The organism is Panacagrimonas sp., from assembly GCF_965216805.1.
Classification (GTDB): Bacteria; Pseudomonadota; Gammaproteobacteria; order Nevskiales; family Nevskiaceae; genus Panacagrimonas.
This window is the reverse complement of sequence record NZ_CBDCGN010000002.1, coordinates 1686238-1708851: the sequence shown is the minus strand read 5'-3', so window position 1 is coordinate 1708851 and position 22614 is coordinate 1686238. Positions and strand designations below refer to the sequence as shown.

Genomic DNA, 22614 nt, shown 5'->3' with positions numbered 1-22614 from the left:
CGATGCAATGCTGAGTTGGCAACAGGCCCTGCAGCGACTGCAGGAAGGCAATCTCCGCTTCGCCGCCGGTGACGCCGGCTTTGACGGCGCCGGCAGTCACGAGCGGCGACGCGAACTGGTCACCGGCCAGAATCCGTTCGCCATCGTGCTGGGCTGTTCGGATTCGCGGGTGCCGGCCGAACTGGTATTCGATCAGGGCATCGGCGATCTGTTCGTGATCCGCATCGCCGGCAACATCGTGGCGCCCTCGCAGATCGGCAGCGTGGAGTTCGCCGCCGAATCCTTCAGCACGCCGCTGGTGGTGGTGCTGGGGCATACGCAATGCGGCGCGGTCAAGGCGACCCTGTCGGAGATCGTGCGGCCGACCGAGCAGCGTTCGCCCAACCTGCGCGCCATCGTCGAACGCATCCGCCCGGCGCTGGAATCGCTGGTGCATACCGAGCTGAGCCGCGACCCCGATGCGCTGATGCATCAGGCGATCCGCTCCAACGTGCGCGCGTCGGTCAACCAGCTGCGCCACGGTTCGGAGATTCTGGAGCGCCTGTGCGCGCAGGGCGGCCTGCGCATCATCGGCGCCGAGTACTCGCTGGAGTCCGGCGTGGTGGATTTTCTGGATGACGTTTCGTAGATGAGCAGGAACGTGCCGTCGACCGAGGTGCGCGTCCTGCACGAGGGCGAGTTCCTCAGATTGCTGCGCCACGCCCACTGGGAGTACGCGCAACGCAGACGTTCCACCGGCGCCGGATTCATCGTGGCGCTGACCGACGCACAGGAGCTGCTGCTGGTGGAGCAGTACCGCCTGCCCTTGCAGCGGCAGGTGATCGAGCTGCCGGCCGGCATCATCGCCGATAGCGCCGCCACCGCCGACGAATCGGCCGAGGCCAGCGCCTTGCGGGAGCTGGAAGAAGAGACCGGCTATCGCGGCAGTCGCACGCAAGTGCTGTGCAGCGGGCCGGTGGCCGCGGGCATGACCGACGAAATCGGCCATTTCACTCGCGTGTTCGACCTGGTGCGCGTCGGCGACGGCGGCGGCGTGGACGGCGAGAACATCCGCGTGCACCGCGTGGCACTGCAGGACGTGGAGCGCTGGCTGGGCGAACAGGCCGCGACACGCGAGCTCATGGTCGACCCGCGCATCTACATCGCACTGTATTTTCTGCGGCGGCCCTGAGCCCTCAGGCGCGCCGCCACACCTGAACCCGTAGCAGGAGCGAGCTGGTGAAACCCGCATTGACGATCATCGTTGGACTTGCCGTGGTGACCCTGCTGGCCGTCGTCAGCGGTCCGGTCGAGCGGCGCCCGCCGACGCTGCCACCGGCCCCGCAGTCGGGGATCGATCGCAGTCACTTCGATCCCGCCGTGCGTCCGCAGGACGATCTCTACCGCGCCACCAACGGTCGCTGGCTGGCGCGGACCCAAATCCCCGCCGACAAGTCCAACTACGGCGCGTTCACCCAGCTCGCCGACGCCGCTGAAGCGCAGTTGCGCAGCATCGTCGAGGCCCTTGCCACGCGTACCGACAAAGAACCCGGCAGCGTGGAGCAGAAGGTCGGCGACTACTACGCCGCCTACATGAACGAGGCCGCCATCGATGCGCGCGGCCTTGCGCCCTTGCACGGCGACTGGGCCGCGATCGACGCGTTGGACGATCCGCGCCGGTTGCCGCTGTTGATGGCGGAGCTGGATCGCAAGGGCATCGGCATGCCGTTGGCGTCCTGGGTCCATCAGGACGCACAGGATCCCACGCGCTACGCAGGCGACCTCTACCAGGCCGGCCTGACCCTGCCCAACCGCGACTTCTACCTGATCGAGGACGACAAGTTCGCCGCGCTGCGCCAGGCCTACCGCGACCACGTCGAGAAGATGCTCGCCCTGGCCGAGCTGGACCGGCCCGACGCTGCTGCGGACACCGTCCTCGATCTCGAAACGCAGATCGCCAGACTGCAATGGGACAAGGTGGAACTGCGCGATCCAGTCAAACGCTACAACCCGTACCCGCGCGCCAAGCTCGCCGGCCTGGCGGCCTTCATCGACTGGCCGGCCTATCTGGAAGCGGTGGGTTACGGCGAACTGGACACCGTACTGATCAGCCAGCCCAGCTATGTGCAAGGCCTGGACCGGCTGCTGCAGACCGTGCCGTTGACGCAGTGGAAGACCTGGCTGCGCTGGAAGGTGCTGCACAGCGATGCCGACATCCTGCCACCTGCTTTCGTCGACGAGGACTTCGCGTTCTTCGGTACCGTGCTCAACGGCATCCAGGAAAACCGTCCGCGCTGGAAGCGCGGCGTGAGCGCGGTGGAAAGCGCGCTAGGCGAGGCGGTGGGACAGATCTACGTGGAACGGCACTTTCCCGCCGACTCCAAGCGGCGCATGGAAGCCATGGTCAAGCAGTTGATCCGCGCCTATGCGATCGCCATCGACGAGCTGACCTGGATGAGTCCGCAGACCAAGCTCGCGGCCCGCGAAAAGCTGTCCAAGTTCACCTACAAGATCGGTTACCCGGATCGCTGGCGGGACTACTCCAGTCTGGACGTGAAGGCCGACGACCTCTACGGCAATCGCCGCCGCGCGACGATCTTCGAGTACGACCGCAATATCGCCAAGCTCGGCGGCCCCATCGACCGCCAGGAGTGGGGCATGACCCCGCAAACGGTCAATGCCTACTACAACGCCGAGAAGAACGAGATCGTGTTCCCCGCGGCCATTCTGCAACCGCCGTTTTTCAACGTGGAGGCCGAAGACGCGGTCAACTACGGCGGCATCGGCGCGGTGATCGGTCACGAGATCAGCCACGGCTTCGACGACAAGGGCTCGCAGTACGACGGTGATGGCCGCCTGCGCATGTGGTGGACGGCCGAGGACCGCGAACGCTTCGAGGCCTTGGGCGCGCAACTCGCAGCACAGTACGGTGACTACGAGCCGGTGCCCGGTTACAAGGTCAACGGGCGCTACACCCTGGGCGAGAACATCGCCGACCTCGGCGGCGTCACCGTGGCGCATCAGGCTTACCACCTGTCGCTCAAGGGCGCCGAGCCGCCGGTCATCGACGGTCTGACCGCTGATCAGCGCTTCTTCATGGGCTGGGCGCAGGTCTGGCGTCGTTTGTACCGAGAAGAAAACCTGCTCACCCTGCTCAAGACCGCCCCGCATTCGCCGAGCGAATTCCGCTGCAACGGTGTGGTGACCAATCTGCCGCCCTTCTACGAAGCTTTCGGCGTGCAGCCCGGCGATGGCCTCTACTCCGCGCCGCAGATGCGGATCAAGATCTGGTAGATCCGGGGAGCGACGTAGCGGAAGGTTGGCATCGGCCGTTGGCCGCGGATGACACGTATAAACATGAACACCGACAAGCACGGATCTAGCCCGCATTTCTCACAGGTCGCCGGAGAATCCCTTGCCAGTTTCTATACTCACAGCGTTCTTCACGCTTGCTTCAGAAACAGACCGTCGGAGGATTCTCGGCGCGTTTGGCCTGTCTGCGGCGCGCAGAGCTTGGGGCTCACTCACCCCATAGAACCACTATGGGGTTCGCTCCACCCCGGCGCCCTGCACGTCCTCGACCTACGGCCATCGCTCGATCCACCTGTGAGAAATGCGGGCTAGGCACAACTTGGGGATCGTCGCTAAACCGATCCGGTGACCCGGCCAGCCCGCGCCAGCGGCGGATTTTCGATCCGTGTCGTCCGCCAATCCATGGCAATTGCTTCAGCGGGTTCAATCGATCACCGGCGCCGGGCTGCGCTTCCAGCCGTAGCGCGCGAAGCTCACGCGATCGCCGTCAAAGATCACGCCTTCGGCAACCAGCCGCGTTTGCTGCTCCACGTAATCAAGGCTGGATTTGGGCAGCGCAATGCGACCTTGTGCGTTGACCACGCGGTGCCACGGCAGCTTGCCGTCGCCGGCATCGGCCAGCGCGCGCCCCACCAGGCGCGCACGCCCGGGCAGACCCGCTTCGAACGCCACCTGCGCATAGCTGGCCACCTTGCCGCGCGGGATGCGACGTACCACCGCGAAAATCAGCGGGTAAGCCTGATCGGTGGTGACGGGCAGTGGAGGCATGACACGACGACGGCGGGAACAGGGCCCGCAACAGCCTACAACAGCCGGCGCGGCGAAAATGCCTGCGCTTCCGGCAGCGTCTCGGCACTGTTGACGGCGCGCGCCAACTGGCGATCGGCCTCGGTCGGCCCGATCGCCTCGGCGGCCGCGGCGTAAATGGCGTGCATGGCAGCGCCGAAGCCGCCTGCTGGGTGCGTACTCAGGGTTTCCAGACCGGCCACCTGGCGCGACCAGCGATTGAGCGCCACCACCATATCCACCGGCAGGCGCTGTGCGCTGCAATGCTGTTCCAGCGCAAGGGTGAAATCGTCCACCGAGCCTAGCCCATCGCGGTTCACAGCCTTGAGCATCTCGCCGGCCATGAACGCGAAAACGGTGTACGCCGGCGGCGACGGCGGTCTGGCCGCGGCCACCGGCGCGGCGGCCGTCGCAGGTGGCGTGCCGTTGCGCGGCGCCGGCATCGGCGGTGGCGCGCTGGGAATCATGCGGCCGTCGTGGCGGGCGATTGCCACGTACAGCGCCACGCGCAACTGGTGGCGCTCCTCGATGGAATAGGCCAGGCGCTGCGAAAGATCCTTGACGTATTCGGCCAGCGCTGCCGGCTGCGTCACCGCGTAGTCCTGGTCCCACAGGTTCAGCGCCGCCAGGACCTGCGACTCGGGCAGCTTCAGGCCCTGCAACCCGATCCTGAGCGCCTCGCGGCGGCGCGCCGGGTCGGCAGCCATCAGTTCTTGCCTCCGTGCGTCAGGTCTTTCTGGAACTCCGGATAGCCGATCTCGTAATGCTCGGTGAAGTCCAGACCGCGCTGTTCATGCAGGGTCGGTGCGCGGATGCCGACGATGCGCGACAACAACCAATAGGTGAGCCAAGCCACCGGGAAGGCCCACAGGAAGGCGGCGGAAATACCGACGAGCTGGATGCCCACACGCACCGGATCGAACAGATCGCCGCGATAGAACAGGCCGGCGGCAAGAGTGCCCCACACGCCACAGATGCCATGCACCGACACCGCGCCGACCACGTCGTCCAGGCGCAAGCGTTCCAGCAGGTTCACCCCGACCACCGACAGCACCCCGCCGACAACACCGCTGAGCAGGGCGAATCCCGGCGACATGGTGGCGCAGCCGGCGGTGATGGACACCAGCCCGGCGATGCTGCCGTTGACGCTGGTGGTCATCAGCAGCGGTTGGCGCAGGATGCGCTGCGCCAATTGCGCGCCGACGAATCCCGCGCAGCCGGCCAGATGGGTGTTGACGCTGATGATGCCGACATCGCCGTTGGCCGCCAGGGTCGAGCCGCCGTTGAAACCGAACCAGCCAAGCCATAGGATAAAGCCACCCAGCGCGATCAGCGGCAGGTTATGCCCCGGAATGGGGCGAGCAACGCCGGATGCGGAAAAGCGCCCGAGGCGCGGACCCAGCACCATGATGCCGGCCAGAGCGCACCAGCCGCCGATCGAATGCACGACAGTGGAGCCGGCAAAATCGACGAAGCCCATCTGTCGCAACCAGCCTTCGCCGCTGTAGAAGCTGCCCCAGGCCCAGGCGCCGAACACCGGATAGATCAGACCGGTAATCACCAGCGAAGCCAGCACGTAGCCGCTGTAGCGCATGCGCTCGGCCACCGCGCCGGACACGATGGTGGCTGCGGTGGCGGCGAACATGGCCTGGAAGAAGAAGAACGTCGCATCCGGCCCGGTGTCGAGTTCCGGAAAGAAATGACTGGCGCCGAACCACCCGGCAACGCTGGCCCCGAACATCAGGCCGAAACCGACCGACCAGTACGCCAGCACGCCGAAACACAGATCGGCGTAGTTCTTCATGATCACGTTGACGCTGTTCTTGGCGCGCGACTGACCACCTTCCAACAGGGCGAAACCCGCCTGCATGAAGAACACCAGGGCCGCCGCCACGACCACCCAGGCGATGTCCGCCGGGGCTTCGAGCGTGCCCTGTGCGCTGGCCGGAGTGGCGAGCAGAAATCCGGGCGCCAGCAGTGCCAGGGTCGGGAGGCGATGCGCGTTTTTCGTTCTCATTCGTGCACACAAAAGGGGCGTCGGGCCTGCGGCTGCAAGAAGGGGGCCAAAGACGTCCAGGCTCGCCCCGCTTGGGTGCATGGATGGGTTCGCGCCACGGCCCGAACGCCGAGCGTCTCGCCGCGGAAGGTCCGCGGAACGAAGGGCTCGGGCGAGTCGCCGCCTGCACCGGTGCGGGCGGCGAACGGCGTAGCGCAAACAGGCCTTACTCAGGTGACCCGAGCCGGACCTCGACCTTTCGCTCGCGCTCGGCGCGTCGCACGGTCAGCGCCACCGTATCGCCCGGCTGATGGCGTTCCAGCTGATCCAGCAAGGTATCGAAGCTGGTGACCGGCTGATCGTCGATGGCGGTGATGATGTCGCCCGCCACGATGGCACCACTGCGCTCGCGACGAAATGCCTGCAGCCCCGCGCGCTCGGCCGCACCGCCCGGCTCCAACGCCACGATCGCCACGCCGGGCGGCAGCCCCAGCGCCTGGTTCAGATCCGGCGGTGCGCCGGAGATGCCCAGGGTCGGGCGTACCAGCCGGCCGTCGCGGATCAGGCGCGGCACCACCCGATTGACCTCGTCCACCGGAATGGCAAAGCCGATGCCCGCATTGGCGCCGCTGGGACTGTAGATGGCGGTGTTGACGCCGATCAGACGGCCCGCAGAATCCAGCAGCGGGCCGCCGGAGTTGCCCGGATTGATCGCCGCATCGGTCTGGATCACGCCGCGGATTGGCCGCCGGGTGATCGAATCGATCTCGCGATCGAGTGCGCTGACGATGCCGGTGGTCAGCGTCTGGTCCAGGCCGAAGGGATTGCCGATGGCGTACACCGATTGCCCCACCCGCAGATCGCTGCTGGTCCCGACCATGATCGGCGGCAACTGCGCAGCGCTGGCGTCGATGCGCAGCACGGCAAGGTCGCGATCGGGGAACACACCGATCACCTCGGCCGGGTGCGTGGTCTGATCGGCCAGGGTTACCCGCACGCTGGTACCGCCCTGGATCACGTGGAAGTTGGTCACCACGTGGCCGTTTGCGTCCCAGATGAAGCCGGTGCCGGTGCCGCGGGGCACCTCCATCACCCGTCTCGAGAACAGGCCGGACAGGTGTTCGACGCTGGCGATGTTCACCACCGAGGGCGACACCCGCTGGAACACTTCGATATTGGCCTGTTCGCCGGCGCTCAGATCGCCACGCGCCACAATGGCGCGCGCCTCCGCAACCACGGTCGACGCTACCGGCGTCTGGTCCTGCGATTGCCGGCCCATCCAGAAAAACAGAGCGCCCACGGCAAAGCCGGCCACGGCCATCGGCAGCATGCGCCCACGCTGGTACCGGGGCACGACGCGCCGCCAATGCAAGCGCTGGATCGGATTGGGTCGGGAACGGTTCATGCGCGCAATCTGACGCAAACCGCGATGGCTGCCAACGGTGGTGCGCAAGCCCTGGAGGTGGCACACAAATCTCGAAGATCGTACTTGGGGTTTGCCCCAAGCAGCGCGTAACCTGTGCACTTGGCCGGGGGTGCTTTGTGCACAGCAAAGCTGAGATCAAACCCTTGGAACGTAGCCGCCCACACTGGGAGACGCCGGCGAACGGAAGGCCCGGGTGGAGCAATGATCCACCGTGCGGACGTTCGTGCGGCATGCAGGAGCCTTGCCATGAACGCCGTACCTCAGACCTTGTTCCGTCAGGCCGACGAACTGTCGGCGGATGTCTGCAAGCCCTTCCCCGCCTCGCGCAAGATTTACGTGGAGGGGCCGCACGGCATTGGCGTGCCGATGCGCGAGATCTCCTTGAGCGCCACCCGCGGCGCCGACGGCCTGGAACCGAACGCGCCGGTCACCGTATACGACACCAGCGGGCCCTATACCGACCCAGCCGCGACCATCGACCTGCGCGCCGGGCTGCCCGGTATTCGCGAGCGATGGATCGACGCGCGCGGCGACACCGAGCAGTTGCGCGGGCCGTCCTCGATCTTCGGCCGCATCCGCGCCGCCGACGACAAGACCGCGAACCTGCGCTTCGAGCACATCCGCGCGCCACGGAAAGCCCGGACTGGCGCGAACGTCACCCAGATGCATTACGCGCGTCGCGGCATCGTCACGCCGGAAATGGAGTACGTCGCCATTCGCGAAAACGCGCGCATGGAGGAACTGCGCGAAAGCTACGAACAAGCCGGCTACCTGCGCCGCCTGCACAAGGGCAACAGCCTCGGTGCTGCGATTCCGCACGGCGCGATCACGCCGGAATTCGTGCGCAGCGAGATTGCGCGCGGCCGCGCCATCATTCCGGCCAACATCAACCACCCGGAACTCGAGCCGATGATTATCGGCCGCAACTTCCGCGTGAAGATCAACGCCAACATCGGCAACAGCGCCGTCTCCTCTTCCATTGCCGAGGAAGTCGAAAAGATGGTGTGGTCCACCCGCTGGGGCGGCGACACTGTGATGGACCTGTCCACCGGCAAGAACATTCACGAGACGCGCGAGTGGATCCTGCGCAACAGCCCGGTGCCCATCGGCACCGTGCCGATCTATCAGGCGCTGGAGAAGGTCAATGGCAAGGCAGAGGAACTGACCTGGGAGATCTTCCGCGACACCCTCATCGAGCAGGCCGAACAGGGTGTGGACTACTTCACCATCCACGCCGGCGTGCTGCTGCGCTATATCCCGCTCACCGCAAACCGTCTGACCGGCATTGTCTCCCGCGGCGGCAGCATCATGGCCAAGTGGTGCCTGGCACATCACCAGGAATCGTTCCTGTACGAGCACTTCGAAGACATCTGCGACATCATGAAGGCCTACGATGTCTCGTTCAGCCTGGGCGACGGATTGCGACCCGGCTGCATTGCCGATGCCAACGACGAAGCGCAGTTCGGCGAGTTGCACACGCTCGGCGAGCTCACGCAGGTCGCCTGGAAGCACGACGTACAAGTGATGATCGAAGGGCCGGGCCATGTGCCGATGCAACTCATCAAGGAGAACATGGACGAGCAGCTCAAGCACTGCTTCGAGGCGCCGTTCTACACCCTGGGTCCGCTGACCACCGACATCGCGCCCGGCTATGACCACATCACCAGCGGCATCGGCGCTGCCAACATCGGCTGGTACGGCTGCGCCATGCTCTGCTACGTGACGCCCAAGGAACACCTGGGACTGCCCGACAAGGACGACGTGCGCGAGGGCATCATCACCTACCGCATCGCCGCCCATGCGGCGGATCTGGCCAAGGGTCACCCCAGCGCGCAGGTGCGCGACAACGCCCTGTCCAAGGCGCGCTTCGAGTTTCGCTGGGAGGACCAGTTCAACCTCGGCCTGGATCCTTCGAGGGCCCGCGAATTCCACGACGAAACCCTGCCTCAGGAAGGCGCCAAGCTGGCGCACTTCTGCTCCATGTGCGGCCCGCATTTCTGCTCGATGAAGATCACCCAGGACGTGCGCGACTACGCAGCCAAGATTGGCGCAGACGAACAGGCGGCGCTGACCCGGGGGATGGCCGACAAATCTGCCGAGTTCCGCGCGGCCGGTGCCGAGGTTTACCGAGGCAGTTGATCGACCTAAACTGGTCTGAATTCAGACTAGTTCGGAGTCCGTCATGGAAGTCGGCGCCTACGAAGCCAAGACCCACTTGCCCAGATTGCTGGAGCGGGTGGCGCGTGGCGAGCGCATCACCATCACCAAGCACGGCAAGCCGATCGCCGAACTGATTCCGGCCGGGCGGCCCGATCTTGAGCAACAACGCAATGCCTGGTCCGATCTGATGGCGCTACGAGAAGACCTCAAGGCGCGCGGCATGGGTGCCAGCCGCGCCGAAATCCTGAGCTGGATCGAGGAGGGCCGCCGCTGATGCCGGCGATCGTTGTCGATTGCAGCGCCTTCATCGCCTGCACGCTGCTTGATGAAGAGCCGCCGAAGGGCCTGCCGGAGCGGCTCGGCGAGGCCGAGTTCGCAGTTCCGGCCATCTGGCCCATCGAAGTTGCCAACGCCTTGCTGATGGCGCTGCGCAAAAAGCGCGCGGACGAGGCGGCCATGCAGATCATCCGCCGCAGCCTCAAGGCTCGCTCCATCGAGGTGGAGCCGGGAAGGGTCGATCTGGCCCTGTCGTCCACCTTGGCGTTGGCGGCCGAATACAAGCTCACCGCATATGACGCGGCATATCTCGAACTGGCTCTGCGCCGGGACCTCCCGCTGGCAACGCTCGACAGCGATCTGAGGCGGGCGGCGAAGAAGGCGGGCGTCGCGCTGGCATGATTGCCGCCCGCAGCGGTGATCTGTTCCGTCATGTCTCCTCCGAAAAGGCGGCGATATATCGGGCAGTGCTGGACTGCTTTGCCGCGGCCAAGCGCGCCTTTCGTCTGCACCTGCGACCGGACGATCTGTTGCGGGAGGCGCAATGGCCCGGCGCACCGCCCTCGTCCGAGGAACTGGCGCAGACCCTGGACCAGCTGGTGGCCTGGGGCAATCTGCGCGCACAGGCGGATACCGCGCGCGTCTCGACGCTGGAAGACTTCTACCGCCGGCGCCTGCTGTACCGGCTCACCGTTGGCGGCGAAGCGGTCGAAGCTGGCCTGGTGGTTTTCGCCGCAGCGCTGGCGCGCAAGGGCGAGCTGCAGACCGTGGCCCTGGACGACATCCTGGCGCGGCTGACCACGCTGCAACTGCTGGCCGCCGATGCCGAGCTCGACGCCGCCAAAGTGCACGAAGCCTTGCGCGATCTGGTGCACGTGTTCGAGGGCCTGGCCCGGCACGCGGAGACATTCATGGCCGATCTGGCTCGCACGCTGGAACTGCAGCGCGCGGAACTCGACGCGGTGATGGGCTTCAAGACCCGGCTGATCGACTATCTGGAACGCTTCATCCGCGAACTGGTCGAGCGATCCGGGCGTATCGCCGTTGCACTCGAAGCGCTGGAGCCTTCGGTACAACGGCTGCTGCAGCGGGTCGCCGAGCGCGAAGCCGGCGACGCCGCGCCCGACGATGCCGACGGCCGTCAGCTTGCGTTCGCCCAGAAGATGGCGGCCTGGGCCGAACGCTGGAGCGGCTTCCGGCTGTGGTTTCTGTCCGACGGACGTTCGCCGGCGCAGGCCGAGCTGCTGCGCGCCGCCGCACGCTCGGCGATCCCGAGATTGCTGTCGGCGGTGTCCGCGCTCAACGAGCGCCGCGCCGGACGCAGCGATCGCAGCGCCGATTTCCGCCGACTGGCCGTGTGGTTTGCGCAGACGCCGGATGCCGGCCAAGCGCATCGCCTGTGGCGCGCCGCGTTCGGTCTGTCGCCGGCGCGCCACCTCGCGCTGGCAGCACCTGCGGAGGTGATGGCGAGCACGCCCTGGGGCGCGTCGCCGCCACTGGCGATTCACCCGCGCCTGCGCGAGCAGGGTCGGTTGCCGACGCGCGGGGGTCCGCCGCCGATCCGCGATCGCAGCCAGGCGCGCGCGTTGCTGGCAGCGCAGATGGCCGAACAGGCGGCGCAGCTGACGCAGGCGCGCGAACGCCTCGTCGGTGCCGGCATCACTCGCCTGTCGCAGATCGGCGAGCTCGACGCTGCCACATTCCGGCTGTTTCTGAACCTGCTCGGAGAAGCGCTTTCGGCGCAGAGCCGACCGGATCGGCCGGTCGAGCGCAGCAGTGCCGACGGCCTGTTGCGCGTGCGCCTGACGCCGCTGATCGACGGCCGCGAGGCGGTGATCGAGACCGAACTGGGGCGTTTCGCCGGACGCGACCATCTGATCGAAATCGCTGCGGTGTAGTTGCCAGCCCATGGCCACCGAAGATCGCAACGCGCTCGACGACATCCTGGCCCGCCAGAGGGCCGCGGAGTTCGAGCAGGCCTTGCGCGCCCTGCTGATGCAGCCGTTGCTGCCGGCGAGCCACGCCGCGTACGCACTGGTGCGCCGGCACCTGCCGGCACTGCGCGAGTGGCTGATGCGCGAGACCGGCTGGGTATTGTTGCTGGACCGCGAATGCGCGCGCCTCTACAAGCGCCCCGGCGCGCTCGACGACGCCACGCGCGGCGCTGCCGGCTTCGACGGTGCGCTGGCGCGCGAACGCTACGTGCTGCTGTGTCTGGTGTGCGCGGTGCTAGAACGCGCCGAGCCGCAGATCACCTTGCAGGTGCTGGGGGAACGGGTGCTCGAAGCCGCGCTCGACGAAGAACTGGCGGCGCAGGGCTTCCGCTTCACGCTCGAAGCCGCGCGCGAGCGGCGCGATCTGGTGCACGTCTGCCGCTACCTGCTGCAGCATGGGGCGCTGAGTCTGGTGGCTGGCGACGATGGTCGCTACGTCGAGCGCGGCAGCGAAGCCGACGTGCTCTACGACGTGCATCGCCGCGTGCTTGCCGCCTTGCCCGGCAGCAGTCGCGGGGCCAGCTGGCTCGCGACCGCGCAGCCGCAACTGGATTTCGAAGGCCGGCTCGCGGCAATGGTCGAAGAATTTTCCGCCGACAGCGAGCAGGGGCGCAGGGACGAAGCGCGACACCGCATCGCGCGCTGTCTGCTGGATGATCCGGTGGTCTATCACGATGAGCTCGCGCAACATGAACGCGACTACCTGGCCAGCCAGCGCGGCCCGATGTCGGCGCGGCTGGCCGATGCCCTGGGTCTGGTGGCCGAGTTGCGCGCCGAAGGTCTGGCGCTGGTGGATCCGGATTCCGAACTGACCGACGTACGCATGCCGGCGGTCGGTACCGAGGCGCACGCCACCCTGCTGGTCGCCGAATACCTGGCCAAGGCCGAACGCGAAACGCCCGGTCGCCTGCACACGCAGATGGAACTGGCGGCATTCCTGCGCGCTGCCGCCGATCGCCATGGTCAATACTGGAACAAAGCCGCGCGTGAGCCCGGTGCCGAATCCGGCCTTGCCGAGCAGGCGGTGAACCGGCTGGTGGCACTCAAGCTGCTGCGCCGTCACGACGACCGCGTGCGCGCCCGACCGGCGTTGCTGCGCTACGGCTTTGTCGAACCGCAGCTTGGTGGCAGCGATGCCGCCGCACCCAAACAAGCGGCACTGCTATGAGCGAACCCGGCACCAACGCGTTGCCGACCCTGCCCGAACCCGTGCTGCCGCGCTGGCAGCCGCTGCGCATCGGGCTGGTGGAAATGTTTTTCTACGATGTCGAGGAATTCTGGTTCCGCGACGGGCATCTGCTGCTGCGCGGCAACAACGGCACCGGAAAATCCAAGGTGCTGTCGTTGACCCTGCCTTTCCTGTTCGATGCCAGCCTGCGCTCTGAACGCATCGAGCCGGACGGCGATCGCAGCAAGCGCATGGAGTGGAACCTGCTGATGGGTGGCGCAGCCGGCGATCGTCGCACCGGCTATGCCTGGATCGAGTTCGGGCGCCGCGACGACAACGGCATCGCGCAGTTCCTGACCCTGGGTTGCGGCCTGAAGGCCGTTGCCGGAAAGCCGGTGGAGCCCTGGTACTTCCTCACCACGCAACGCATCGGGCAAAGCCTGTGGCTGACCACGCCGGATCGCACTGCGCTGTCGCGCGAGCGCCTTCAGGCTGCCATCGGCGGATGCGGCACCGTGTTCGAAAGCGCGCAGGCCTACCGCCGCGCGGTTGATGAGCGCCTGTTCCATCTCGGCGAGGCGCGCTACGCGGCGCTGATCGATACCCTGATCCAGTTGCGTCAACCGCAGTTGTCCAGGCAGCCGGACGAGAAGCGCCTGTCCCATGCGCTCAGCGAAGCGCTGGCGCCGCTGGATCGCGGCCTGCTGGAGGACGTCGCCGAATCCTTCAACCGCCTGGAGGATCTCAAGCGCGAACTTGAAGAGCTCGATGCGATGTCGAAGTCCGTGACGGGGTTCGAGAAGCGCTACCGCGTGTATGCCCAGATCGCGGCGCGGCGCCGCGCCGCCGCGCTGCGCAAGTCGATCACGCGTTTCGACGAGGCCAGTCGCGAGGTCAACGAAGCCGAAGCGGAACTGGCCGTTGCGAGTGCGGAAACCGAACGCCTGGAGGTGCTCGACCGCGAGCTGGCGCGACGGATCGACGAAGACAGCGCGCGGCTCGACGCACTCAAGGAAGACCCGGCCCATCTGGACGCCAGGCGCCTCGACGAGGCGCGCGATGAGGCCGCGAAGACCGCGCGATGGCAGCACGACGCCGAACAGCGTGCCAGCAAGAGTGCCGAGCGTAACGAGCGTGAAGGCCGCCAGTCCGGCGAGCGCCGCCGCACCGTTGCCAGCTCGCTTGCGAGGCTGGTCGACGACATGAAATCCGCACGTGAGCTGGCTGATGCGACTGGCCTTGGTCCTGCGCTGGCGCAGTCGCTGCAAGGTCTGAATCTGCCAGACGGCGCCGACAGCCTTGCGGCCGATCACCCGGACCGGCTGCGGCGGGAAGCCGAGCAGGCGGCGCAGTCGCGCCTGGGGCAGATCGAGTTTCTGCGCAAGCGCCTCGCGGAGTGCTTCAAGGCGCAGCGCGAACAGGACAGCGCCGCCAACGAGCGCCGCGCACGCGCCGATGATTTCGACAGCGCTGCGGCCGGCGTCGAAGTGCGTCAGCGCGAACAACGGCAGGCCGGCGATGCCCTGCTGGCGGCGTGGAAACATCATCTCGGCGCGCTGCAAGAGCTGGTTCTGCCGGATGTGGACGACGCACTGGCGGCGCTGGAGGACTGGATCGTCGGTGGCAGTGCACGCAATCCGCTGCGCCTTGCGCTTGAACGTGCCCGCGGCGAGCGCGAGCAGGCGCTGGCGATGCAAGAGGCCGGGCTGCGCCAGCAGCGAGGCGCCGCTGAAGAGGAACAGGAGACCCTGCGCGTCGAGCAGGCAGCACTGACGCGCGGCGACGACCGGATACCGCCGCTACCTCTGACGCGCGATGCCGAAGCACGGCGCGAGCGCGCTGGCGCGCCGCTGTGGCAACTGATCGACTTCACCGACGATACGTCGCCGGCCACACGTGCCGGGCTGGAAGCAGCACTGCAGGCGGCCGGTCTGCTTGATGCCTGGGTGACACCGGCCGGCGAGCTGCTGGACGCAGCCACGCACGACCTGTTCCTGGTGGAGCGTGCGCCGGTGGGCGCCATCAGTCTGCGCAGCTTCCTGCGCGCCAGCGTTTCCGCCCAGGGCGCTGCGGCGGCGGTGGCGACCGACACGATCGAGGCCGTACTCGCCAGTATCGCCGCGAACAACACCGACGATGTCTCCGCTGAAGCCTGGATCTCGCCGCAGGGCCGCTTCCGCCTCGGACCCGCGCAAGGTGCATGGGCCAAACCGCAGGCCGAGTTCATCGGCCACGCTGCGCGCGAAGCCGCTCGACGGCAGCGGCTGATGCAGATTGCGCAGCGCTCGCGGGAGCTGGAGTCGCACGTGCAGACCCTGGACGCACAACTCGGCGAGGTGCGGGACACCCGCGAGGCGATGCGCGGAGAGCTCGAACGTGCGCCGGGCGAAGACGCACTGCTACGCGCGCAGGCCGAATTCGGCGCGGCCGAAAAGCAGCGCCGCGACGCGCAGGAGCGCCTTGCCGCTGCCGATGCACAACTGGTCACTGCCAGCGCCGCGCTGGAGCGCGCACGCGACACCGTGGAGATCGACGCTGCCGATCTCGGCCTTCCCACTGACAGTGCCGGGCTCGACCGGCTCACAGCGAATCTGCAGGACTACCGGCGCGCCGCTGGTGTGTTCGCCGCCAGCCTGCGCGAGCATCGCCGCGATCTGATTGAGTTGGCCGCGCAGCTGCAGCGCGAAGCCGACGCGCGGGAAGAACACCAACGCGCCAACGCCGACTGCGAACAGCAGACGCGTGCCGCGCAGCAGGCGCGCACACGTTACGAGACTTTGCGCGAAACGGTTGGCGATCGCGTCGAAACCCTGCAGGTAAAGATCGCCGCAGCCGGTGAAGCGCTCAAGCGGCATCAAAGTGAGCGCGAGGGCACCCGCAAGCTGCAGATCGACGCCAGCGGCCGTTTGTCTGCGGCACAGCAGAAAGACCTCAACGCGCATCAGCGGCTCGAGGAACGCAGCGAGGAACGCCGCATCGCCATCGGCGTGCTGCAGGCCTTCACCGCCGCTGGCCTGATGCAGCAGGCGTTGCCGGAAATCGAGTTGCCGCCGACCGATACCGTCTGGGGCGTGGACGCGGCACGCAGTCTGGCGCGCAGGGCCGAGCAGGCATTGAGCGAGGTGGCGTCCGAAGACGCCGACTGGCAGCGCGTGCAGAACGGGATCGGACATGATCTTTCCGAGCTCCAGCGCGCAATGTCGGCGCAAGGCCACGAGGCGGTCATGGAAGTGGCCGACGACTGCATGCTGGTGCACATCGTCTACCGCCAGCGCCCGGAGCGTCCCGACCGGCTGCGCGCGCAACTGGACACCGAGCGCGAGGAACGTCGCCGCCAACTGTCGGCCGGCGAGCGCGAGATTCTGGAGAATCACCTGCAGCAGGAGATCGCCTCCGAGCTGCAGCGCCTGATCCAGGACACCGACCGCCGCGTCAGCGCAATCAATACCGAACTGGAGCGCCGGCCCACCTCCACCGGCGTGCGCTTTCGCCTGGCCTGGCTGCCGGCCGACGATGACGACGCGCCCACCGGGCTGGCCGAAGCTCGCCAGCGACTGCTGCGTACGCGCAGCGAAGCCTGGTCGGCGGAAGATCGCAGGGCCGTCGGCGAATTTCTCGGCCGCCGCATCGAGGCCGAGCGCAGTCGGGACGAACAGGCGGTACAGCTCGACGTGCTCGTGGGGGCACTGGACTACCGGCGCTGGCACCGCTTTGCCGTGCAGCGAAAACTGTCGCGCAACGACCCCGACTGGCGACCGCTCGGCGGGCCGGCGTCCAGCGGCGAGAAAGCGCTCGGTCTCACCGTGCCATTGTTCGCCGCCGCCAGCAGCTTCTACCAGAGCGCGGATGCGAACTCGCCGCGCCTGGTGCTGCTCGACGAAGCCTTCGCCGGCATCGACGACGACGCGCGCCGGCACTGCATGGCGCTGATCCGCGAATTCGATCTGGATTTCGTCATGACCAGCGAGCGCGAGTGGGGCTGCTACGCCGAGCTGCCCGGCGTCGGGATCAGCCAGTTGGTACGCCGCGAAGGGGCCGACGCCGTGTTCGTCTCGCGCTGGACCTGGGATGGTCGCCAGCGCCGTCGCGAAGCCGATCCAGACCGCCGATTCCCGGGCGCATCGGACGCATGAAGCCGGACACGGACCGTCTGCAACGCCTGCTCGGCGGAAGCGAACTTGCGGCCCTGCGCAAACGTCTGCGCGCGCGTTTCCGCCGTGCCGCGCCGGCCCCGGCGTTCACGCTCGGCGCGCTGAACATCGCCGAACGTCGCGCCCTCGAAGGACTGCTCGGCCGGCCCGCCTCGCAGGCCGAGTCGCTGCGGGTCACGCAAGAGGAGTTCGACAGTGCGCTGTCGCGCGCAGGACTGGCGGATAATCTGCTTGCCGCGCTCGAAGCGCTCGACGGCCCGCTGGAAGTGCATGCGGATCGCGTCCAGCGCGAGCGAGACTGGGCGAAGGTCGTCGACAACGCTCCGGCCGACCGTCGGCTGCGCGAGATGCTGCGAGCGCCTGCAGGACTCGGCCTGCTGAAGCGGCTCGCAGGGGATCCGCAGACTGCTGCCACCCTGCTGGCCGCGGCGGCGCAGGTATTGGCGCGGTTACCGGCGACGGGAACGCCACTTGCGGAGCTGGCAGCCGCCACCGTGCACGACGCCCACGCGCTCGACCCCGGTCGCGGGCTGGCCGCCCTGGTGCTGCGCGCCGCCGAGGGTGCCCGAACCGCACCGAGTATCGTAGAAGCGTCCGCTGCCGATCCCGACCAGGACGAGCGCACGCGCAGCCGCTGGGCAAGACAGGGCGTCGCCGTCAATGAGCTCGCCGCGCCGGTGCTGTGCCTGAACCTGACTGCAGACACCGATACGGTCGGCGGACGCCTGCTCGCCGCCGCGCGCAACGCGGGCGAGCCGCTGCACCTGAGTCTGCGCAGTCTGTTGCGCGCGCCGCCACGCTGGCGGTTGTCGGGGCGTGTGGTGTTCGCTTGCGAAAACCCGGCCATCGTGGCCATCGCCGCGCAGCGCCTGGGACCGGCCTGCGCGCCCCTGGTCTGCACCAGCGGGATGCCCGCCGCCGCGCAGCGCACGCTGTTGGGTCAACTGGCGGTGTCCGGTGCGGTGATCCGCTATCACGGCGATTTCGACTGGCCGGGATTGCGCATCGGCAACTTCGTCATGCGCAGCTTCGGCGCCAGCGCTTGGCGCTTCGGTGCGCAGGACTATGTGGTGTGCCCGGGCCGCGCCCTCGACGGCCCTGCGGCTGTTGCGTGGTGGGACGCGCAGCTCGCCCCCACGATGAGCGCGGCCGGATTCGCGCTCGACGAAGAAGCGGTCGTCGATACGCTGATGGAGGACCTGGCAACGCATCGAGCGCCGTGATCCAGCCCCCCGGGATCGCTTCAGAACAGATCGATTCGAGACAAGCTGCACTGGTCTTCTGCGTTGCATCCGATCAGGGGTCCGGGAACGGATCGGCCCGCTCATGGACGATACTTGCGCTTCCCGCCACTGCGGCCCACTCCGCCCACCCGAATGCCGGTCACCCTGGACAACAAACTCGTCGTCGCGCTGTCTTCGCGCGCGCTGTTCGACTTCGAAGAAGAAAACGGCGTGTTCGACCGCCAGGGTGACGACGCCTACACTCGCCTGCAGCTCGAGCGCCTGGACACGCCCGCCAAGACCGGCGTGGCCTTCCCGCTCGCCCGCAAGCTGCTGGCCTTCAATGGTGACGGCCAGCATCGCGTAGAAGTAGTGATCCTGTCGCGCAACGACCCTGTGTCCGGGTTGCGTGTGTTCCGTTCCGCTTCTGCTGGCGGCCTGGTGCTGGAACGCGGCGTGTTCACCCGCGGCCAGCCGCCCTGGCGATACCTGCGGCCCCTGGGCGCGCATCTGTTTTTGTCGGCGCACGATCAGGATGTGGCCGACGCCCTGGCGGCCGGCTTCCCCGCCGCGCGGGTGTTCAGTCGATCAGTCGTCGACGCCGTGCGCCACCCGAACGAGCTGCGTATCGCCTTCGACGGCGACGCGGTGCTGTTTTCCGACGAAGCCGAGCGCGTGTTCCAATCGGCTGGCCTCGATGCGTTCCAGAGCCACGAGCGCGACCACGCTTCCCGCCCGCTGCCGCCCGGTCCGTTCAAGCCCCTGCTCGACGCCCTGCATCGCCTGCAGAAAGCCGCCGGCGAAAAAGTACCGATCCGGGTTCGCACCGCGCTGGTCACCGCGCGCAGCGCACCAGCCCACGAACGCGCCATCCGCACCCTGATGGACTGGGGCATCGAACTGGACGAGGCGATGTTCCTGGGCGGCCTGGGAAAAGGGCCGTTCTTGCGCGAGTTCGAGCCCGACTTCTTCTTCGACGATCAGCTCGCACACTGCGAATCGGCGGCGCTGGCCGGGCCGGCAGGCCACGTGGCGAGCGGGGTGGTCAACGCCCCGCTGCCACCGCCCGCGGCGGACACTACAGCCGGTATTCGAGGCCCGCGAAGAAAAACCGGCCGACGCCGCTGACCGGGTAGAACACCTCGCCCAGGTCCGGTTGTACGTCCGCAAGATTGTTGACGCCGGCGAATACCGACAGACCGCCGGCCAGCGTGTACTGAGCGTACAGGTCCTGGACGAATTTGGCCTTGAATTCGTGGAAACGCGGCTCGGTGATATCCGGGTTGCCGGCCAGGGTTTCCTTGGTGAAACGGAAGGTCTCGTCGAAATAGCTGAACCCGTACCCCAGCGTCACCCGACGGTAGTACCAACGCAGGTCGAACTGCGCCTGCCATTCCGGTGCCTCGCCGAAGGCACTGTCAATCTGCCCTTCTCCCTTGACCGAATCGGGCTCGGCTCCCGGCAGGCTGAAAAACGTCAGGTTCTCCAGCTTGTTGCCGATCAGACGCAGGTCGAAGCGCCCGATTTCCCGCCGGATGCCCCAGTCGGCCGGATCGATCCGGTACTGCACGCTCAGGTCGTAGCCGCGCGTGGTGAAACGGGCGACATTCACCGGTATTTCCTGGAAGTCGGTGATCGTCGCGGTACCCGCCTCGCGCGTAATCAGCGGGCAGAATTGGTTGTCCAGTGTGGGGGCGTCCACGCACTGCCGGGCGATCTCGGCGCCCTGTGGCGCAAAGACCGCGTTCTCGATCTCGATGTCGTACCAGTCCAGGGCGACCGAAAGGCCGGGTACGAACTCTGGGGTCAGCACCACACCGATGGTGGTGCTGAACGCGTCTTCCTCCTGCAGGTCTCGATTGCCCCGGCTGACGCCGGGGAGGAAGGACGAGGCCTCGTCGACGAAATTCGCCGGGTCCTCGACACCGAGTGAACTGAGCAGTTCGAAGCAGTTGGCAGCCCGGAACGAGGTGCCATTGTTGAGGTTGACGGCCGCGCAGGGATCGGCGATCGACCGAAAGGTCTGACCGCCGGGATCGAACAGTTCCCCGATGTTCGGGGCACGGGTGGCCTTGGCGCGCGTGGCACGGAAGGTGACATCGGACACCGGTGCCCAGCTCGCGCCGCCCTTCCAGGTCCGCGTACGGCCGATGGTGTTGTAATCGGAAAAGCGCATCGCCGCCTCGACGGACACGCGCTCGGCAAACGGGAGGTTCTCCAGTAGCGGCACCTCGAACTCGAAGAAGAATTCGCTGACGTCGTAGCGCCCGCTATCGGGCTGGATCACGTTGCCAAAGGTCAAGCCGCGCTGGTCTTCGATGGGCGGATTGCCGCGGCTCTCTTCGACGCGGTGCTCGACGCCAAAGGCATAGGCCATCTCGCTGTTGTCCGGCACAAACCAGTTGAAAGTGGTGCCGGTGATAGCCGCCGTGACCACGGTCTGCTCGAGACGGTAGGTCGTAAGACTGTTGGTCATCAACCAGGGTGCTGCCGCGGCCAATCCGTCAGCCTCGGCGAACGGACTGAACGGCACACAGCCGCTATCGGGACCGGGCATGAATGATCCAGCCCAGGTTCCCGGCAACGGTTCGTACACGTCCCAGCCCTGGTCGCTCAAAGAGAACGGCACGGCGTCCGGATCGAGATTGGACCGGCAGGTCGGCTGCCCGGTGGCAGGATCGATCACGCTGTCGAGTGCGGCCGCGAAGCGGTCGTTGTAGCGATTGTTGATAGCCACCGAATCGATCTTGGTGCGCCCGTAGACCAGACTCGTCTCCAGTTGCATGGCGTCGGTGATCTGTGCCTCAAGGCCGAGCACCCCGCGGAAGGTATCGCGCTCGATGTCGTCCTGGCGGACCCCGAGATCGAAGTGATCGCGTGAAACGAAAATGAAGTCTTCAGGCCCCGTTGCATCGACAACCGACTGCGGGATGAACGGGTTGTCCTGCTCGATCGGCAGGAAAAAATCGAACGACGGCTGGCCTTCGGTGAACGATTCGGACTGCGCGTATTTCAGATCGCCGGTCAGGCGTATGCGATCGGTGACGTCGAACGTCAGGAAGGAAGACAACGTGTGACGCTCCACCTCCGGCGTCAGATCGCCGATGTAGTCGTCCAGCGATGTCCCGTCACCGCCTTGCTGGAAAAAGGAATCGGGAATCGCCAGTCCGGGATCCCACACCTGACCACGGCCGCTGAAGTCGCCGAGGAAATTGAAGTCGGGGTCGAACGTCAGTACGTAACCGTCGCGAGCGCTGTCGTTGTAGCGAATGTCGGACAGCGGAACGCGGTCGGGCACATTGGGATCGTCGTCCGGCTGGAAATCGGCCGGGTTGTTGACGAGAAATCGGCGCTCCCCGCCACCGGCGAACGAACGATCGTAGGCGGAAAGGCGGTCCGACTTGGAGTACTCGTAGGCGCCGGCCAGGTTCAGACGACCACCCAAGAAGTTACGTCCCCCGACGATGCTGGCCAGTGCGGTGTCCGCGTCGCCCTCGGACGACTGTCCGAACTGGGTGCGGACATCGAGACCTTCGAAGTCCCGCTTCATCACAAAGTTGACCACGCCGGACACCGCGTCGGCACCATATACGGCCGAGACGCCGCCGGTCTGGATGTCGATGCGTTCGATCAGCGCCACTGGAATGGATTCCACGTCCACCGCACCGGTACCCGCCACCGAGCCCACATGGCGCTTGCCGTCCACCAGCACCAAGGTGCGATCGAACCCCAGATTGCGCAGGTCGAGCAGGTTGAGCCCGGCGAGTCCGATCGCGGCGTTGGAGCCGCCCGCGGCATTGCTGCCGATGGAGCCGGTGAGCGCAGGCAATTCCTTCAGATAGTCGGTGATCTTCACGTTGCCGGACTGGCGGAAGTCTTCCGCATTCACCGACACCACCGGATTGGTCTGTACGAAATCCGGGCTGCGGGGAATACGCGAACCGGTCACCGTTATGGTCTGGACCTCGGCGACCGCTGTGTCTGCCGTCGCGCCGTCCAAGGCGGCATCTGTCTCTTCCTGCGCCCATGAAGCAAATGCCAGTACGGCACTCAACACGCATGCCCGTGACAACACCCTTACCGCGTAAGGCTTGTCCATGTTCTCTCCCTGTTGCACCACCCCGTTGCAAGACAACCCCAACC

Annotated in this window: 16 protein-coding genes; 11 read left to right on the top strand and 5 right to left on the bottom strand. The window is 66.8% G+C overall.

Features of this window, described 5'->3' with window-relative positions; genetic code table 11:
• Positions 1 to 7: 7 nt before the first annotated feature.
• Genes ACOOHP_RS08105 through ACOOHP_RS08095 form a run of 3 tightly spaced genes read left to right on the top strand, consistent with a single transcriptional unit; the run spans position 8 to position 3273 of the window.
• Positions 8 to 628 carry a carbonic anhydrase gene (locus tag ACOOHP_RS08105; RefSeq protein WP_420465943.1) on the top strand — a complete coding sequence of 207 codons (621 nt, stop codon included), beginning with the start codon at positions 8 to 10 and terminating at the stop codon, positions 626 to 628.
• Positions 629 to 1171, top strand: coding sequence for an NUDIX hydrolase (locus tag ACOOHP_RS08100; RefSeq protein ID WP_420465942.1), 543 nt, complete (start codon positions 629 to 631; stop codon positions 1169 to 1171).
• A gap of 47 nt (positions 1172 to 1218) precedes the next feature.
• Positions 1219 to 3273, top strand: coding sequence for a M13 family metallopeptidase (locus tag ACOOHP_RS08095; protein ID WP_420465941.1), 2055 nt, complete (start codon positions 1219 to 1221; stop codon positions 3271 to 3273).
• 441 nt (positions 3274 to 3714) lie between these two features.
• On the opposite strand, the gene ACOOHP_RS08090 is transcribed toward ACOOHP_RS08095, so the two are convergent.
• The 4 genes from ACOOHP_RS08090 to ACOOHP_RS08075 all read right to left on the bottom strand — a co-directional run bounded on the left by ACOOHP_RS08090 (position 3715) and on the right by ACOOHP_RS08075 (position 7352).
• Positions 3715 to 4059 carry an MGMT family protein gene (locus ACOOHP_RS08090; RefSeq protein ID WP_420465940.1) on the bottom strand — a complete coding sequence of 115 codons (345 nt, stop codon included), beginning with the start codon at positions 4057 to 4059 and terminating at the stop codon, positions 3715 to 3717.
• 35 nt (positions 4060 to 4094) lie between these two features.
• Complete coding sequence (locus ACOOHP_RS08085) at positions 4095 to 4784, bottom strand: hypothetical protein (protein ID WP_420465939.1); 690 nt, start codon at positions 4782 to 4784, stop codon at positions 4095 to 4097.
• Positions 4784 to 6094: an ammonium transporter gene (locus ACOOHP_RS08080; protein ID WP_420465938.1), complete on the bottom strand. Its 1311-nt coding sequence runs from the start codon at positions 6092 to 6094 to the stop codon at positions 4784 to 4786. The genes ACOOHP_RS08085 and ACOOHP_RS08080 overlap by 1 nt, the downstream gene beginning before the upstream one ends.
• A gap of 205 nt (positions 6095 to 6299) precedes the next feature.
• Positions 6300 to 7352 carry a S1C family serine protease gene (locus ACOOHP_RS08075; RefSeq protein WP_420466959.1) on the bottom strand — a complete coding sequence of 351 codons (1053 nt, stop codon included), beginning with the start codon at positions 7350 to 7352 and terminating at the stop codon, positions 6300 to 6302.
• Between the two features lie 393 nt (positions 7353 to 7745).
• On the opposite strand from ACOOHP_RS08075, the gene thiC reads away from it, so the two are divergent.
• The 8 genes from thiC to ACOOHP_RS08035 all read left to right on the top strand — a co-directional run bounded on the left by thiC (position 7746) and on the right by ACOOHP_RS08035 (position 19599).
• Positions 7746 to 9638 (top strand): phosphomethylpyrimidine synthase ThiC, encoded by a 1893-nt coding sequence (gene thiC, locus ACOOHP_RS08070; RefSeq protein ID WP_420465937.1) that lies wholly within the window; start codon positions 7746 to 7748, stop codon positions 9636 to 9638.
• 43 nt (positions 9639 to 9681) lie between these two features.
• Positions 9682 to 9933 (top strand): type II toxin-antitoxin system Phd/YefM family antitoxin, encoded by a 252-nt coding sequence (locus ACOOHP_RS08065; protein WP_420465936.1) that lies wholly within the window; start codon positions 9682 to 9684, stop codon positions 9931 to 9933.
• Positions 9933 to 10337 carry a type II toxin-antitoxin system VapC family toxin gene (locus ACOOHP_RS08060; RefSeq protein ID WP_420465935.1) on the top strand — a complete coding sequence of 135 codons (405 nt, stop codon included), beginning with the start codon at positions 9933 to 9935 and terminating at the stop codon, positions 10335 to 10337. Before ACOOHP_RS08065 ends, ACOOHP_RS08060 begins: the two co-directional genes overlap by 1 nt.
• A complete protein-coding gene (locus ACOOHP_RS08055) occupies positions 10334 to 11833 on the top strand; it encodes a TIGR02677 family protein (protein WP_420465934.1) in 1500 nt (499 codons plus the stop codon). The genes ACOOHP_RS08060 and ACOOHP_RS08055 overlap by 4 nt, the downstream gene beginning before the upstream one ends.
• Before the next feature lie 10 nt (positions 11834 to 11843).
• Positions 11844 to 13097: a TIGR02678 family protein gene (locus ACOOHP_RS08050; RefSeq protein WP_420465933.1), complete on the top strand. Its 1254-nt coding sequence runs from the start codon at positions 11844 to 11846 to the stop codon at positions 13095 to 13097.
• Positions 13094 to 17230, top strand: a complete 4137-nt coding sequence (locus ACOOHP_RS08045; protein ID WP_420465932.1) for a TIGR02680 family protein — start codon at positions 13094 to 13096, stop codon at positions 17228 to 17230. The genes ACOOHP_RS08050 and ACOOHP_RS08045 overlap by 4 nt, the downstream gene beginning before the upstream one ends.
• Positions 17227 to 18471: a TIGR02679 family protein gene (locus tag ACOOHP_RS08040; RefSeq protein WP_420465931.1), complete on the top strand. Its 1245-nt coding sequence runs from the start codon at positions 17227 to 17229 to the stop codon at positions 18469 to 18471. Before ACOOHP_RS08045 ends, ACOOHP_RS08040 begins: the two co-directional genes overlap by 4 nt.
• Positions 18472 to 18624: 153 nt before the next feature.
• On the top strand, positions 18625 to 19599 hold the full coding sequence (locus ACOOHP_RS08035; RefSeq protein WP_420465930.1) for a 5'-nucleotidase: 975 nt from the start codon (positions 18625 to 18627) through the stop codon (positions 19597 to 19599).
• Here the strand turns inward: ACOOHP_RS08035 and ACOOHP_RS08030 are convergent.
• Positions 19550 to 22570: a TonB-dependent receptor domain-containing protein gene (locus tag ACOOHP_RS08030; RefSeq protein WP_420465929.1), complete on the bottom strand. Its 3021-nt coding sequence runs from the start codon at positions 22568 to 22570 to the stop codon at positions 19550 to 19552. The two genes, ACOOHP_RS08035 and ACOOHP_RS08030, sit on opposite strands and share 50 nt — an antisense overlap.
• Positions 22571 to 22614: the final 44 nt, after the last annotated feature.